The sequence below is a fragment of the Sphingomonas sp. Leaf242 genome (genome assembly GCF_001422045.1).
Lineage (GTDB): Bacteria > Pseudomonadota > Alphaproteobacteria > Sphingomonadales > Sphingomonadaceae > Sphingomonas.
Genome location: NZ_LMLW01000013.1, coordinates 74212 through 90288, shown reverse-complemented (window position 1 = coordinate 90288; position 16077 = coordinate 74212). Strand labels below are relative to the sequence as shown.

General features: G+C 65.6%; 13 protein-coding genes. 5 read left to right on the top strand and 8 right to left on the bottom strand.

Translation table 11 applies throughout. The features are described from left to right. Together cyoB and ASF09_RS18940 are read right to left on the bottom strand one after the other, a co-directional pair. A complete protein-coding gene (gene cyoB / locus ASF09_RS18945) occupies positions 1-2001 on the bottom strand; it encodes a cytochrome o ubiquinol oxidase subunit I (RefSeq protein WP_060527632.1) in 2001 nt (666 codons plus the stop codon). A 10-nt stretch (positions 2002-2011) separates the two neighbouring features. Beyond that, positions 2012-3232, bottom strand: coding sequence for a ubiquinol oxidase subunit II (locus ASF09_RS18940; RefSeq protein ID WP_060527630.1), 1221 nt, complete (start codon positions 3230-3232; stop codon positions 2012-2014). Positions 3233-3445: 213 nt separating this feature from the next. Between ASF09_RS18940 and ASF09_RS18935 the strand changes: the two genes are divergently transcribed. Continuing rightward, the gene (locus ASF09_RS18935) at positions 3446-4777 is read left to right on the top strand and encodes an MFS transporter (protein ID WP_060527629.1); all 1332 of its coding nucleotides are present in this window, start codon (positions 3446-3448) and stop codon (positions 4775-4777) included. Positions 4778-5084: 307 nt separating this feature from the next. On the opposite strand, the gene ASF09_RS18930 is transcribed toward ASF09_RS18935, so the two are convergent. The 4 genes from ASF09_RS18930 to ASF09_RS18915 all read right to left on the bottom strand — a co-directional run bounded on the left by ASF09_RS18930 (position 5085) and on the right by ASF09_RS18915 (position 10602). After that, on the bottom strand, positions 5085-6281 hold the full coding sequence (locus ASF09_RS18930) for an MFS transporter (RefSeq protein ID WP_060527627.1): 1197 nt from the start codon (positions 6279-6281) through the stop codon (positions 5085-5087). Positions 6282-6379: 98 nt separating this feature from the next. Continuing rightward, on the bottom strand, positions 6380-8539 hold the full coding sequence (locus ASF09_RS18925) for a histidine kinase dimerization/phosphoacceptor domain -containing protein (RefSeq protein ID WP_060527625.1): 2160 nt from the start codon (positions 8537-8539) through the stop codon (positions 6380-6382). Between the two features lie 87 nt (positions 8540-8626). Beyond that, a complete protein-coding gene (locus ASF09_RS18920; protein ID WP_443025036.1) occupies positions 8627-9592 on the bottom strand; it encodes a bile acid:sodium symporter family protein in 966 nt (321 codons plus the stop codon). Next, positions 9592-10602, bottom strand: a complete 1011-nt coding sequence (locus ASF09_RS18915) for an adenosine deaminase (protein ID WP_060527621.1) — start codon at positions 10600-10602, stop codon at positions 9592-9594. The genes ASF09_RS18920 and ASF09_RS18915 overlap by 1 nt, the downstream gene beginning before the upstream one ends. Positions 10603-10736: 134 nt before the next feature. Here ASF09_RS18915 and ASF09_RS18910 point away from each other — a divergent pair, with 134 nt between their 5' ends. Then, a complete protein-coding gene (locus ASF09_RS18910) occupies positions 10737-11672 on the top strand; it encodes a DUF808 domain-containing protein (protein WP_060527619.1) in 936 nt (311 codons plus the stop codon). Between the two features lie 269 nt (positions 11673-11941). Here ASF09_RS18910 and ASF09_RS18905 read toward each other — a convergent pair whose 3' ends face one another. After that, complete coding sequence (locus tag ASF09_RS18905) at positions 11942-13975, bottom strand: S9 family peptidase (RefSeq protein ID WP_060527617.1); 2034 nt, start codon at positions 13973-13975, stop codon at positions 11942-11944. A 162-nt stretch (positions 13976-14137) separates the two neighbouring features. Here ASF09_RS18905 and ASF09_RS18900 point away from each other — a divergent pair, with 162 nt between their 5' ends. From ASF09_RS18900 to ASF09_RS18890, 3 genes are read left to right on the top strand one after another with little or no spacing between them, the layout of a single operon-like run. Beyond that, a complete protein-coding gene (locus ASF09_RS18900) occupies positions 14138-14644 on the top strand; it encodes a DNA-deoxyinosine glycosylase (protein ID WP_060527616.1) in 507 nt (168 codons plus the stop codon). A gap of 18 nt (positions 14645-14662) precedes the next feature. Further along, entirely contained in the window at positions 14663-15163 is a 501-nt protein-coding gene (locus ASF09_RS18895; RefSeq protein ID WP_060527614.1) for a DUF1993 domain-containing protein, read from the top strand. A gap of 42 nt (positions 15164-15205) precedes the next feature. Next, on the top strand, positions 15206-15814 hold the full coding sequence (locus tag ASF09_RS18890; RefSeq protein WP_060527612.1) for a DedA family protein: 609 nt from the start codon (positions 15206-15208) through the stop codon (positions 15812-15814). Here ASF09_RS18890 and ASF09_RS18885 read toward each other — a convergent pair. Beyond that, positions 15792-16064 (bottom strand): DUF1488 family protein, encoded by a 273-nt coding sequence (locus ASF09_RS18885; RefSeq protein WP_060527611.1) that lies wholly within the window; start codon positions 16062-16064, stop codon positions 15792-15794. The two genes, ASF09_RS18890 and ASF09_RS18885, sit on opposite strands and share 23 nt — an antisense overlap. Between the last annotated feature and the right edge of the window lie 13 nt (positions 16065-16077).

Here is a 16077-nt window from a genome sequence, read left to right as displayed (position 1 = left end):
TCAGGCTCCCTGGGTCGCGAGCTGGCGGGTGCGCGCGTTCTCGGTGGCGATCACGTCCTCGACCGGGATGTGGAAGTCGCGCTTGTAGTTGAAGGTGTGGAAAATCGTGGTGCCGAAGATGCCGGCGAGTGCCAGCCCTGCGAGCCACCAGATATACCAGATCATCGCGAACCCGAACGCCACGCTGAGACCGGCGAGCACGACGCCCGTGCCGGTGCCGCTCGGCATGTGGATCGACTTGAAGCCGGTCACAGGCCGCTCGTGCTTGCGCTCCTTCATGTCGTACCAGGCGTCCAGGTCGTGGACAATCGGCGTGAACGCGAAGTTGTACTCCGGCGGCGGCGAAGAGGTCGCCCACTCCAGCGTACGGCCACCCCAGGGATCGCCGCTGTGATCGGCCAGCGCCTCGCGGTTGCGGATGCTGACGAAGATCTGGAGCAGGAAGGCACCGATGCCGGCTGCGATCAGGGCTGCACCGAAGGCGGCGATGACGAACCAGATCTGCAGGTTCGGATCGTCGAAATAGCGCATCCGGCGAGTCACGCCCATCAGGCCGAGCACGTAGAGCGGCATGAACGCGAAGTAGAAGCCGACCACCCAGCACCAGAACGACACCGTGCCCCACTTCTTGTCCAGCTTGAAGCCGAACGCCTTCGGGAACCAGTAGTTGATGCCGGCGAACATGCCGAACAGCGTGCCGCCGATGATCACGTTATGGAAATGCGCGACCAGGAACAGCGAGTTGTGCAGCACGAAGTCGGCGGGCGGCACCGCGAGCAGCACGCCGGTCATGCCGCCGATCGTGAAGGTCACCATGAAGGCAATCGTCCACATCATCGGCAGTTCGAACCGGATCCGGCCCTTGTACATCGTGAACAGCCAGTTGAAGATCTTGGCCCCGGTCGGGATCGAGATGATCATCGTGGTGATGCCGAAGAACGAGTTCACGCTCGCGCCAGAGCCCATCGTGAAGAAGTGGTGCAGCCAGACGAGATAGGCGAGGATCGTGATGACAAGCGTCGCATAGACCATCGAGCTGTAGCCAAAGAGGCGCTTGCCCGAGAAGGTCGAGGTGACCTCCGAGAAGATGCCGAACGCCGGCAGGACCAGGATGTAGACCTCCGGGTGACCCCAGATCCAGATCAGGTTGACGTACATCATCGGGTTGCCGCCCGAGTCGTTCGTGAAGAACGCGGTGCCGATGTAGCGATCGAGCGACAGCATCGCGAGAACCGCGGTCAGCACCGGGAAGGCGGCGACGATCAGGATGTTGGTGCAGAGCGACGTCCAGGTGAAGATCGGCATCTTCATCATGGTCATGCCGGGCGCGCGCATCTTGACGATGGTCGCGACCAGATTGACGCCGGACAAGAGTGTCCCGATGCCCGCGATCTGCAACGCCCAGATATAGTAATCGACACCGACGTCTGGCGAATACGCCAACCCTGAGAGGGGTGGCATCGCAAGCCAGCCGGTCCGCGCGAACTCACCGATGAACAGCGACATCATGACGATCACGGCACCCGCCGCGGTCATCCAGAAGCTGAAATTGTTGAGGAACGGGAACGACACGTCGCGCGCACCGATCTGGAGCGGGACGACATAGTTCATCAGGCCCGTGACCAGCGGCATCGCCACGAAGAAGATCATGATCACGCCGTGCGCGGTGAAGACCTGGTCATAGTGATGCGCGGTCAAGTACCCTTCGGATCCGTTGAACGCCATCGCCTGTTGCGCGCGCATCATGATCGCGTCGGAGAACCCGCGCAGCAGCATGACGATCGCCAGGATGATGTACATGATGCCGATCTTCTTGTGATCGACGCTGGTGAACCACTGGTTCCACAGATAGCCCCAGACCTTGAAATAGGTCAGCGCGGCGACGAGCCCGAGCCCGCCGATCGCCACCATTGCGAAGGTGGCGACGACGATCGGTTCGTGCAGCGGCAGCGACTCCAGGGTCAGGCGGCCGAAGATAGTCTTCAACAGGGTGTCGTTCATGATGGTTTCTCTAGCCGTTCGCGACGGGGCGCGTGCCCGGCATGGTGGAGGGGGTCAGCATCGTGTGATTGCGGTTGGACTGCGAGCCGGGCGCATTGTTCGCGCCGTCCTGTTTTATGTCGGCCGGTGCGGTCCAATGCTGGCCGCTTCCCTTTTCGTCGGCATCCTTGAGCAACGCGCCCTTGACGCGCTCCGAGGTTTCCTGCGGGCCCTTGCCGCCATTGACCCCGGGCATCGCCATGCCGGCGTGCGAGTCCCCCCCGCCTTTGCCGCCGTGCATCATCTGCGACATGCAGACCTTGCCGGGCTGGACGCACTGCTCGACGACGAGCTTGAACATGTTCGGCTCGACCGCATTGTAATAGCGGACCGGGACCTTCTCGCTCGGCTTCTCCAGCTGGAGATAGCTCGCGCGGTTCAGACCGCCGCCGCGCTGCTTCACCTGGTTGACCCAGGCCTGGAAGCCAGCGTCGCTGACGCCGTGGAAGCGGAAGCGCATCCCCGAGAAGCCCGCGCCGCTATAGTTGGACGAGAAGCCCTCGTAGTTGCCAGGCTTGTTGATCACCGCGTTCAGCGTCGTCTGCATGCCGGGCATCGTATAGATCATGCCGGCAAGCGCAGGGATGTAGAACGCGTTCATCACCGACGACGAGGTCATCTGGAAACGAATCGGACGATCGACCGGCGCGGCTAGTTCGTTGACCGTGGCGATGCCGTATTCCGGATAGATGAAGAGCCACTTCCAATCGAGCGCGACGACCTGAACCTCGAGCGGCTTGCCGACGCCGTTCGCCAGCTGCTGCTTGTCGACCAGGTTGCCGACCGGCACGTTGTTCGCGAGTGTCGGCGCGTCGGGCTTGATCCGGCCAAGCGGGCGATACGGATCGAGCAGATGCGTGCTGGTCCAGGTCAGCGCGCCGAGCGCGATGATGATCAGCAGCGGGATGCCCCAGATCAGCAGCTCGAGCCCGACCGAGTGATCCCAGTTCGGCTCGTACTTGGCTTCCGTGTTCGCCTGGCGGTAGCGGAACGCGAACAGCAGCGTGAGGATGATCACCGGGACGATGATCAGCAGCATCAACCCGGTCGCGATCAGCACGAGGTCGCGCTGTTGCACTGCGATATCGCCCGAGGGGGACATCACGACCCAGTTGCAGCCGCTGGTGAGCAGCGCAAGCGGCAGCACGGCCAGCCATTTTTTCGCGCGGGAAACGGTTTTCTCAACGATCATGCGGACCCCCTACGCCTCGCTTTCGCCGCGCTACAGTGGACAATTTGTCCAATGGGCGCTGCACTGCAACATCGGCATGGCTTTATCGTTACCAAGATTAGCATAGATCACCCCTGCCCGCATTGGGCGCGGAGGACCGGGACGGAATATATCTGCCCGTATCCGCCGGAACAGCGTATCATCGGGTTCGCGCCCTGAAGAGCGAGTTGAAGAATGAGTGCAAACACGATCCCCGAGACGAGCTTCGAAGCCGATGCTCGCAGTATCCACAGCGACGGCGAGCACGTCACGCCGGGCGTGATCGCGATCGGCGTGGTGATCGGCCGCACCTCGGAATTCTTCGACTTCTTCGTCTACGCGATCGCCTCGGTGCTCGTGTTCCCAACCCTTGTCTTCCCGTATGTCGACCGGTTGCAGGGCACGCTCTATTCCTTCGCGGTGTTCGCGCTGGCGTTCATCGCCCGCCCGATCGGTTCGATCATCTTCATCGCGGTCGATCGCGCCTATGGCCGCAGCGTCAAGCTGACGATCTCGCTGTTCCTGCTCGGCACGTCGACGGTCGCGATGGGGTTCATCCCCAGCTACGACTCGGTCGGCAACTGGTCGGTCGCGATCCTCGCGCTGCTCCGTATCGGCCAGGGCGTCGCGCTCGGCGGCGCCTGGGATGGTCTCGCCTCGCTGCTGTCGCTCAATTCGCCGGAAAAGCATCGCGGCTGGTACGCGATGTTGCCGCAGCTTGGTGCGCCGATCGGCCTGCTGGTCGCGAGCGGCCTGTTCGCGTTCTTCGTTGCCGCACTGCCGACCGAGGATTTCTTCGCCTGGGGTTGGCGCTATCCGTTCTTCGTGGCGTTCGCGATCAACGTCGTCGCGCTGTTCGCGCGTCTTCGCCTGGTCGTGACGCCAGAGTTCGAAGAGATGTACGCCAAGCGCGAGCTGGAGCCGGCACCGGTCGTCGAGACCGTGCAGTCGCAGTGGAAGGCGATCTGGCTTGGTTCGTTCGTGCCGCTCGCGAGCTTCGCGCTGTTTCACATGGTGACGGTGTTCCCGCTGTCGTGGGTCGTGCTGTTCACGCGTGAATCGGCAGGTCGCTTCCTCGTGGTCGAGGTAATCGGCGCGATCATCGGGATCGGCGCGATGCTGGTGTCGGGGCTGCTCGCCGACCGGTTCGGGCGTCGCACGATGCTGGGCACGATCGCAGTGCTGATCGCGCTGTTCGCGATCGCCGCACCGTCGCTGCTCGATGGCGGCGAGATCGGCGAGCGCCTGTTCATGGGCATCGGCTTCCTGCTGTTCGGCCTGTCGTTCGGCCAGTCCTCGGGCGCGATCGCCTCGAGCCTGTCGCCGCAGCACCGCTATACGGGCTCGGCGCTGACGACCGATCTGGCGTGGCTGTTCGGTGCAGGCTTCGCGCCGCTGGCGGCGCTGCTGCTGACGAGCAAGCTGGGGCTGGCGGCTAGCGGCGCGTACCTGTTCTCGGGCGCTGTGTTCACGCTGATCGCACTGGGGCTGAACAAGCAGTTGGCAAAGCGCGACATAGCGCGGTGATCGTGCGGGGCTGACGGACTTATCGAACAGCCCCTCTCCGTACCACGAACATCACACGAACTGACGAGCACCACCCCGGCGAAGGCCGGGGCCCAATTGGCAAGTCTGCAGTAACGGAGCGCTGCCCCTGTTAGCACAGTTCCCCAATTGGACCCCGGCCTTCGCCGGGGTGGTGGTGATGGGGATAGTCCGGGCGCCCACAAGAACCGTTCCCCCGCGAAGGCGGGGGTCCAGAAGTCACCAGCGCCACCGCCTGTAACCCTGGGCTCCCGCCTTCGCGGGAGAACAGTACTCGGCGGGCACTTATTCAAACCCGCCGACGATCCAGTCCCCACGACACCGCCCAGATCGCAAACCCGCCAAGCGCCAGCGCGGTCCCGACCCAGCCGGTCGACGGCAACCCATACCCGCCCGCAATCGCCAGCCCACCAAGCCACGGCCCAAGCGCGTTGGCCGTATTGAACGCGGAATGGTTGAGCGCCGCGGCCAAGGTCTGCGCCTCCTCCGCGACATCCATCAGCCGCGTCTGGAGGATCGTCGACAACCCGCCCCCGCACCCGATCAACACCACCACCGGTAGCATCGCCCACAGATGCGGCGTCGCCGGCGCGTAGAGCGCGAGCGCCCCTGCCCCGAACAGCAAGGTGATCCCCGCGGCGGGCATCAGCGCCACGTCCGCCGCCTTCGCGCAGACCAAAGTCCCGATCGTCATGCCAACGCCGAACAATGCGAACGCGACCGGCGTGAACGCGGACGACACGCCGGTAACCTCGGTCAGTGTCGAAGCGAGGTAAGTGTAGACGCAGAAGATCCCGCCGAACCCGACCGCACCGATCGCCAGCGTTAGCCATACCTGACCGTTGCGCAGCGCAGCCAGTTCGCCGAGCGGGCTCGCATCCTTCGCAGGCCGGAGGACCGGCGCGAACTTCAGCAACATCGCGACCGTCGCAGCCGCAATGATTGCAACGATCCCGAACCCCCAGCGCCAGCCGAACCACTGACCGATGCCGTTCGCGAGTGGCACGCCTGCGATCGTCGCGATCGTCAGCCCGAGCATCATCCGCGACACCGCCTGCGACCGCTTCTCGCGCGGCACCATCGACGCCGCGACCAGTGATCCGACCCCGAAATACGCGCCATGCGGCAGTCCGCTCAGGAACCGGGCCAACAGCATCGTGTGATAGGTCGGCGCCATCGCAGACAGGCCGTTGGCGATGCCGAGGAACGTCATCAACCCGATCAGCAACACCCGCCGCTCGATCTTCGCCGCCAGCACCGCGATCGTCGGCGCGCCAACGACCACGCCCAGGGCGTAGGCACTGATGACATGCCCCGCGGCCGGCTCGTCGATCCCGAGCCCGCGGGCGAACTGCGGCAACAGGCTCATCGCCGCGAACTCGGTGGTACCGATCGCGAAGCCACCGACCGCGAGCGCGAGCAATGCGAGCCGCGCATTAACCTGAGGAACGGCGGAGTCGGCAACGGTTTGGTCGGTATCGATCATCCGGTTTATTTCGCAGGTGCAGCATAAAGCTTCAACCCGCGGGTGCCCGAGCAAATATCAGCCGCGCCCAAGCGGGCGTTCGCCGGCAACCCGCCCGATCAGACGGTATCGACGATCGGCGCGGTCATGATCACACGCAGGCCGGGCATGTTGTCGTCATGCTCGATCGTGCCGGACAGCCCGGCGACGATCGCGTTCATCATCCGGCTGCCGAACCCCTCGCGCGTCCCGACCTTGCCCGACCCATCGTCGGCGACGATCAGGCGGAGGCGGTTGCGATGCTGTTCGAGCGCGATCAGGATCGGCCCGGGCTGCCCGCCATAGGCATATTTGCTGGCGTTGATGACGAGTTCGGTGAGGACCAGCCCGATGTTCACGGCCCGGTCGGTCGGCACCAGAATCGGCGCGAGATCGAGCCGGATCTGCGCCGCCCAGTCCGCGCCGAGCGAAGTCTTCATGTCGCCCGCCAGCTCCTCGAGATAGCGCGAGAGGTCGACCGACTCAACCTGATCGTCGCGGTAGAGCCGGCGATGCACCAGAGCGACCGCGGAAAGCCGTGCCTGCGCCTCGGCGAGATGCTCCTTCACCTTGGCATCGTCGGACGCCTTCGCCTGGAGCGCGAGGAACGCGGCGACCAGCTGGAGGCTGTTCTGGACGCGGTGATTGACCTCCTTCATTAGGACGTCCTTCTGCGCGATCAGCACGTCCTTGTCGGCGAGCGTGCGCTGCAGGTCGGCGTTGAGCAGGCGGAGCCGCTGGTTGATGTGCGCGTCGTGGAACGCGCGACGCAGGCGGTGCGCGGCCTCGATCTCCTCCAGCGTCCAGCGGCGCGATCGGCCCGACACGACCTGAGTCCAGGACTGGAACGAGGTACGCGGAGTCAGCACCGCGGTCGGATCGAGCGACACCGCCTTGTGCGGATTGCCCGCCCATTCGACCTCCTCGGCCTGTTCGGCGCGGAACCAGAACAGCATCGCGCCATCGTCGATCAACGGCATCGCCAGCACCCCGCTGGCACAGGCCCGATAGGCATCCGCACGCGGCAGCAGCGAGGGGAGCTCGTGCGTCGCCAGCGGCTCGATCCCGCTGCGCGCGCAGACCCAGGCGACGAGATCGCGAATTTCGTCGTGCGCGGGGCAGACGCCATCGGTGTCGACGATCGTCCCCTGCACGAACGCGAACCCGTCGGCGTCGAGCATCCGCCGCAGGTCGTCGCGCAACGTCACGACGATGCTGCGGGGCGCCGGTTCGGTCGCGAGCTTGGCGACCACCGCATCCTCGGCCCCGCGCAGCCGCAGCCGTTCGCGGTAGATCTCGGCCTCTTCCTTCGCGCGGATCTGGCGCGCGAGCCCGCTCGCCAGCGTCGCCGACGCGGCACGGACGTCGGGGCTCAGGCCGCGCGGCGTGGCGTTGTGACAGGCGATCAGGCCCCAGAGCAGCCCGTCCTTGACGATCGAGATCGACGCGGAGGCCGCAACTTCCATGTTGGCGAGATAACGCAGGTGGATCGGCGACACGCTGCGTACCGTCACGTCGCTCAGATCGAGTGTCTCGAACCCGGCGGGGCGCAGCACGGCGGGCGCATAGTCGATCGTCGGGATCGTCCGCGTGCGGTTGCGGACGTACAGCGCGCGCGCCTGCTTCGGAATGTCCGATGCCGGAAAATGGTGGTTGAGGAAGGTACCGAGGCCGACGGCCTTGTCCTCCGCCACGACGCGGCCGGCGTCGTCGTCGAGGAAGCGGTAGATCATCACTCGGTCGAACCCGGTGAGCTGACGGAACGCGATCGCGGCGCGGGCGCACAGCGTGCTCAGATCGGTCGCGCGCTCGAACATCGTGATCATCGGGTTGAGCCGGCCGAGCATCTGCGTCGCGGTCATCGGCGCGGCCTCGACCGGCTCGAGCTCGGCCAGCAGATAGTCGCCGCTGCGGTGGATCGTCACCTCGAAGCGTTCGGTGGATCCCATCACCGGATCGCCGACCATCCCCCCCGGCCCCACGTCGTCCGTCGGTACGGCCTGCGCCAACACCTGCGCAAGATCGGCACCGAGCCACTCTGCCGCCAGCCGCCCTTCGATATCGCCCGCCCCCGCGACGACCGTCAGCGACGCCGGATCGGCGACCAGCAACAGGCCGTGCGGCTGGATCGACCCCGGAATGTGGATCGGCTCGCGGTCGCACGCGGTCAGGTCCAGCCCGCTGTCCTGGGTCTGCGCCTGATCGAGCGCAGTAGCGTCTACATCGTTCTGCGCAGTCATCGGCCAAGGCCCCCTAGTCAGCAAAACCGCTGTGGCGGTCATTGCGGAACAAAGCAAATACCCTCGCAATGGGCCTATTGATCAGGATCAGGACGGCGGCGCGGACTCGGCATAGCGGCGCGCGATCACGGCGCAGGCGATCAGCTGCAACTGGTGGAACAGCATGACCGGAAGCAGGATCACGCCGACCTGCACAGGCGGGAACAGCACGCCGGCCATCGGTACGCCCGACGCGAGGCTCTTCTTCGAACCGCAGAACTGCAGCACGATCGCATCCTCGCGGGGCAGCTTCATCAGGCGGGCAACGGCAAACGTCAGCCCGAGCACGAACGCGAGCAGTGCCGCACACAGGAGTCCGATCAGGATCAGGTCGCCGAGCGACAATTTGGTCCAAAGTCCCTCGACCACCGCGGCACCGAACGCGCTGTAGACGACCAGCAGGATCGACCCGCGATCGACCACCGTCAACAGGCCCTTGTTGCGCGTCACCCACGCACCGATCCACGGCCGCAACAGATGTCCTGCGACGAACGGCACCAGCAGTTGCAGCACGATCGCCTCGATACTCTCGATCGAGATCCCGCCGCTGCCCGAAGTGTTCATCAGCAGCGCCACCAGCGCTGGCGTCACGAGGATGCCGAGCAGGTTCGAGAACGACGCGCTGCACACCGCCGCCGCGACATTGCCGCGCGCAATCGCGGTAAAGGCGATCGACGACTGCACGGTCGAGGGGAGCAGGGTGAGGAACAACAGCCCGGCCGCAAGCGGCCCCGTCACGAACGGCAACGCGGTCAGCCCCAGCCCGAACAGCGGAAACGCGACGAAGGTGATCGCCAGCACCGCGAGATGCAGCTTCCAGTTGCGCAGGCCCGCCCAGATCGCATCGCGCGACAGCTTGGCGCCGTGGAGGAAGAACAGCAGGACGATGCCGATATCCGCCGCGTAGCCGACGATCGTCGCCATCTCGCCGCGTGCCGGCAGCAGGCTCGCCAGCACGACGGTGCCGAGCAGCATCAGGATGAACGGTTCGAAGACCGCCAGGAACCGCCCGATCACGGATGCGCCTTCACATAGGCGTCGAGCGTCGCGAGATGGCCGCTGAGCGCGTCGTCATCCAGGAAACTGCCGAGGAAGCTGTTGCGCGCGAGCGTCACGACCTGCTCGCGCGACAGGGTCTTCGCGCGCGCCGTCTGCCGGAAATTCTCGCCGATATAGCCGCCGAAATAGGCCGGATCGTCCGAATGGATCGTCGCGCGCAGCCCGAGATCGAGCATCCGATCGATCGGATGGTTCTCCAGCTTGTCGACATTGCGCAGCGCGACGTTCGACAACGGGCACACGGTGAGCGTCATCGCATCGCGTGCGAGGCGCGCGACCAGCGCCGGATCTTCCAGCGCGCGATTGCCGTGGTCGATGCGGTCGACTTGGAGGATGTCGAGCGCCTCGTGGATATAGGCGGGCGGGCCCTCCTCACCGGCATGCGCGCAGAGCATCAGCCCGGCATCCGCCGACGCCGCGAACACGCGCGCGAACTTCGACGGCGGATGGCCGACCTCGGACGAATCGAGTCCGACGCCGATGAACTGGTCGAGCCACGGCTCCGCCTGCGCGAGCGTCTTGAACGCGTCCTCCTCGTCGAGATGGCGGAGGAAACTCATGATCAGCCCGACCGACATGCCGTGCTTCGCCTGCGCTTCGTCGATCCCCGCGAACAGACCGCGCGCGACGACGTCGAACGGGATGCCGCGATGCGTGTGCGTCTGCGGATCGAAGAAGATCTCGGCATGCACCACACCGTCCTGCGCGACGCGGTCGAAATAGGCGACCGCCAGATCGCGGAAATCCTCCTCGGTCTGGAGCACCGCGGCGCCCGCATAATAAATGTCGAGGAAGGTTTGAAGATTGGTGAAGTTGTACGCCGCGCGGACGTCCTCGACGCTCTTGAACGGGATCGCGACCTTGTTGCGTTCGGCCAGCGCGAACATCAGCTCGGGCTCGAGGCTGCCCTCGATGTGGAGGTGGAGCTCGGCCTTGGGCAGGTTCGTGATGAAGTCGTCGGTCATGGCTCGTCCTGTCGCTTGGGTCGCGTCGGCTGCAACCATTCCGCCCGCCACGCACTACCGCAAGTGCGAAAGCCGTTTGCATGACAATCCTGTCACGTTACCGAGCGGCGATACTTACGCGAAGGACACCATCGATGCCGACAGGATTGGTCGCACTACTCGACGACATTGCCGGGATCACCAAGCTCGCCGCCGCCAGCCTCGACGATATCGCCGCGACCACTGGGAAGGCGGGCAGCAAGGCGATCGGCGTGGTGGTCGACGATGCCGCCGTCACGCCGCGCTACATGGTCGGGTTCGAGCCGAAGCGCGAACTGCCGATGATCGGGAAGATCGCACTCGGCTCGTTCCGTAACAAGCTGGTCTTCATCCTGCCCGCCGCGCTGGCACTCAGCGCGTTCGCACCGTGGCTGCTGACGCCGTTGCTGATGATCGGCGGCACCTATCTATGCTTCGAGGGCGCGGAGAAGATCCTCGAGGCGTTCGGCGGCGGCCATGCCGAGGAGGTCGTCGCCGAGCCGGTCGATGCCGCGACGCTCGAGGCACAGAAGGTCTCGGGCGCGATCCGCACCGACTTCATCCTGTCCGCCGAGATCATGGTGATCGCGCTGTCCGATGTCGCGACCAAGCCGATCTGGGAGCAGGCGATCGTGCTAGCGCTGGTCGGGATCGTCATCACGATCGGCGTCTACGGCGTGGTCGCGCTGATCGTGAAGATGGACGATATCGGGCTGCATCTGGCGCAGCGCAGCAGCGCGGTGGTGCAGGCGATCGGGCGTGGGCTGGTGAAGGGCATGCCGATCGTGATGTCGGCGCTGTCGGTGATCGGGACGGCGGCGATGGTGTGGGTCGGGGGGCAGATCATCGTTCACGGGATCGAGGAGTTCGGGTTCACCGCCTTGCCGCACTGGATCCACGATACGGCGGAGGCGGCTTCGCATGCGGTGCCGTTCGCCAAGGGCGCGGTGAACTGGGTGATGAACGCGTTCTTCTCCGGGATCATCGGGTTGATCCTGGGCGGGGCGATCGCGCTGGGGTTGCATGCGGTGCAGAAGCCGAAGGCGCACTGACTGGGAGAGCGTTGCCCGCGCTTCCTTGTTCTCCCGCGAAGACGGGAGCCCAGTCTGGGTCCCCGCCTTCGCGGGGAAACAAGTCGCGCCTGGTTATAAGACGCTACCACCACAAGACACCACCCCGGCGAAGGCCGGGGCCCAATTGGGGAACGGAGGTAACGATGGATAGCCCGTCGTTACTGCAACCTTTCCAATTGGGTCCCGGCCTTCGCCGGGGTGGTGCTCATTTAGCCGGTGTGGCAGCTTCGGAGGGAAAGAGGCAACCCCTACTTACCCGTCCACTTCCCCATCCAGCCCAGCACTTCGCCATACCATTGCCGCGAGTTCTTCGGCTTCAGCACCCAGTGGTTCTCGCCGGGGTTCACCAGCAACCGCGACGGAATCCCACGCCGCTGCAACGCGGTGAACGTCGCCAGCCCCTGCGTGTACGGAATCCGGAAGTCCTTCTCGCCGGTGATCACCAGCATCGGCGTCTTCCACTTGGCGACGTAATTGACCGGGTTCCATTTCTCGAACGCCTGCGGGTCCTCGTAATAGGCTTTCCCGCCATGCTCCCATTCGTCGAACCAGAGCTCCTCGGTCTCGTACGCCATCGCGCGCGCGTCGAACACGCCGTCATGCTGGACGATGCACTTGAAGCGATCGGGCCACTGCCCCTCGATCCAGTTCATCATATAGCCGCCGTACGACGCACCGAGCGCACACGCATTGTCCGCATCGAGCCACGCGAACTTGTCGGTCGCGGCAGCCAGCCCCTTCTTCAGATCCTCGAGCGGCCAGCCGCCCCAGTTGTTGCTGATCGCGTCGGTGAAGCCCTGCCCGTACCCGGTCGACCCATGGAAATCGACCGCGACCAGACCATAGCCAGCGCCGGCGAACACCGCCGGGTTCCAGCGATACGACCAGCTGTTGTTGCTCGATCCCTGCGGGCCCCCGTGCACCATGTAGGCAACCGGGACCTTCCCCGTGGAGCCGTACGGCTTCACCGCATAGCCCCAGACGGTGTCCGCGTTCGCGCCCTTGAAGTTGAACCGCGTGACCGTCGGCATGTCGATCCCGGCAAGCTTCGTCGCGTTGACCTGCGTCAGGCGCTGCGGTGTGCCGGTGCCCGCGACACGGTAGAAATCGGCGGGTGCGGTGAGGCTGTCGATCGCCACCACAGGCCCCCGCGGCGTGATCGCGACCGCGCTGACGTGACCCTCCTGCGTCAGCCGCGTGACCGCACCGCTCTTCGCGTCAACACGGAACAGCGGAGTCTCCTGCGTGTCGTCCGCCGTCACGTAGAGCGACTTCGAATCGGGCGCCCACGCGATCGAGCCAACCGACCGGTCCCAGCGCTCGGTCAGCGACACCGTCTTGCCGCTGGCGATATCGCGTAGCGTCAGCACCTGGCGATCCGCCTCGAACCCCGGCCGCCGCATCGCGAAATAGGCCAGCGTGCGGCCATCGGGCGACACGGTCGGGAGGTTGTCGGTCGCCGTGTTCGTCGCGGTCAGGTTGACCGGTGCCGCCGAGCCGTCCGCGGGCACCGAGAAGATGTCGAGATTGGTCGACAGCGCCTCGATCCGGCCTGCCTCGCGCAGCGCGAAATAGACGGTGCGGCCGTCGGGGCTCCACGACACTTCCTCGCCGCCGCCGAACGGCTTGGACGGCGCATCGCCGACCAGCGCGCCGACCAGCGGAACGCCGTTTCCGGTCGCACCTGCGGCGGTCAGCGGCAACACGAACAGCTGCGAGCGCGTGCCGTCCGCCCACGTATCCCAATGCCGCACGAACAGCTGGTCGTACGTCCGCCCGGCGCCCGCGTTCGGATCCTTCTTCACCATCGCCGGCTCGAGGCTCGGCGCGCCGGGCTTGCGATCGGCCCAGACGAGCATCGTATCGCCGGTCGGCGCGACCTTGAAGCCACTGAACCCGCCCTTGAAGCTGGTAACGCGCCGCGGCGTGCCGCCCGTGACGGGCACCGACCAGACCGCATCTTCACCCCCCTTGTCCGAGGTGAAATACACGGTGCTGCTGACGATCTGCGGGTCGTTCTCGTTGACCTGCGGGTCGGCGAGCAGCTTCACCGGCGTCGCACCCGGCGTGGTCAGATCGAGCCGCCAGAGATCGTAGCGCCCCTTGTCCGCCGCGAGATCGGTCTCGCGCTGCGCCCAGACGAGCCAATGCCCGTCCTGCGACGCGGTCGGCGCACCGACGCGGCTGAGCATCGTCACGTCGTCGATGGTGAGTTGCCGGGCGGCGGCAGGGGCACTCGCAAAGGCGAGCACGGCGAGGCTGGCGGAGAGCATGATCTTCATGGTGTGCGTGATAGGACGCTTGCGGGATTATGCGCAATCACCGGGGTTTGGTCGGGCCGTGATTCAGCCTGCACACCACCCCGGCGGAGGTCGGGGTGGTGCAGTAGTAGAGCACGCCGTTTCGTGATCGGCGTATGTAGAGGGTTGCGTTAGAGACCCAGCATGCCCCTCAAGCACTCCTTCCCCCCGATCGCCGCCCCCGACGCGCGTCTGCTCGTCCTTGGCAGCTTGCCCAGCGACCGCTCGCTTGCCGCGCAGCGTTATTATGCGCATCCGCAGAACCAGTTCTGGCAGCTTATGTCGCCCGTCGTCGGTCGTGACCTGCCCGCGCTGGACTATGACGACCGGCTCGCCACCTTGCGCGCGCGCCAAGTCGCGCTCTGGGACGTGATCGGATCGGCCCGCCGCGCCGGCAGCACCGATGCGGCGATCGCCGATATCGAGGGCAACGACATCGCCGGCCTCGTCGCCACCCTCCCCCACCTCCGTGCGATCGCGTTCAACGGCGGCACCGCGCTGAAGCAGGGCATGATGCTGTTAGGCCGGGACTTTATGGGCGCGGAGATCGTCGCGCTCCCTTCGAGCAGTCCGCTCCACACAGTCGGCGTCGCGGCGAAGCAGCCCGCGTGGAGCGCACTGGCCGCGTTCCTGCTCGACCCGCCGGACTAGCGCGCCTAGCCTTCGCGCATGACCAGCCTCTACGACCTCACCGTCCCCGCCTTTCGCCGCGGCTTTGCCAGCCTCTCCGCCATCCTGACCGCCAGCGAGACGTTCGCCCGTGACCACGGCATCGCCGAGGCGGACGTGCTCGACACCCGTCTGGTCGCCGACATGGCGCCGCTGACCGCGCAGGTGCAGCGCGCGAGCGACACCGCCAAGGGCGCGATGGTGCGGATCGGCGGGATTCCCAATCTCGCGATGGCAGATGATGAGGCCAGCTTCGCCGCGCTTCAGCAGCGCATTGCCGCGACGCTGGCGTTTCTCGACACCGTTCCCCGCGCCGCGATCGACGGCAAGGAAGACGCTCCCGTCACGCTGGTCACGTCGGGCGGCAGCGTCGATTTCACTGGCCGAAGCTATGTGCTCGGCTTCGTCCTACCCAATTTCTATTTCCATATTACAACGGCCTACGCGCTGTTGCGGATGCGCGGCGTGCCGATCGGCAAGATGGATTATCTCGGCCGATAGCGACGGCTGGCCAAACCCGGTGCGGTCCGGCAAGGGCGGCGGATGTCGATCGAAAGCTTCATTTCGCAGTACGGCCTCGCCGCGATCTTCCTCGGTGCGGCGTTCGAGGGGGAAACCAGCGTCGTCACCGGCGGGCTGCTCGCGCACCAGCATATGCTGCCGTTGGTCGGCAGCGCGGCGGCAGCGGTGACCGGGTCGTTTTTCGCGGACCAGCTCTTCTTCTTCGCCGGTCGCCATTACCGCGACACCAAGCGGGTCCGCCGGATCGCCGAGAAACCGGCCTTCGCCAAGGCTCTCGACACGCTCGACCGGCATCCGACGATATTCATCCTCGGCTTCCGGTTCCTGTACGGCCTGCGCACGATCAGCCCGATCGCGATCGGCACCTCGCATATTCCCGCACGCACCTTCGTCGTGCTCAACGCGATCTCCGCGCTGGTGTGGGGCGTGGTCTTCACCGCGATCGGCTACGTGTTCGGCGACGGGCTGATCGCGCTGGTCGACAAGGTCATGCCCAGGCAGAAGCTCGTCGGCGTGGCGATCCTGGTTGCGGTCGCGGCGCTGGTGATCGCCGCGATCCGCGTCTGGCGAGGCCGGCACGCTCGCAAGGCCGCGCCTCAGCCAACCGTCAGTCCAGATCGTTCTCGCTGATCACGACGATCTCCTGATCGGGATCGCGGGCCAGCGCGACGACGCCGAGATCGGCGATCTCGTCGAGATGCTGCCGGAAGATCGCCACCGCATCACCCTCGGGCGCCACCGTGCTGAGCGCTTCGAGCACGTCGTACTGCACCGCGAACTGATAGCGTTCTTCGCTGACTTCGCCCTCGAACTCGACCTGACGCAGGTCGCTATTGTCCTCGAGGGTCTTCATATCGATGTCCAACCGGTCTTCGGCCATGCGTATCACTCCT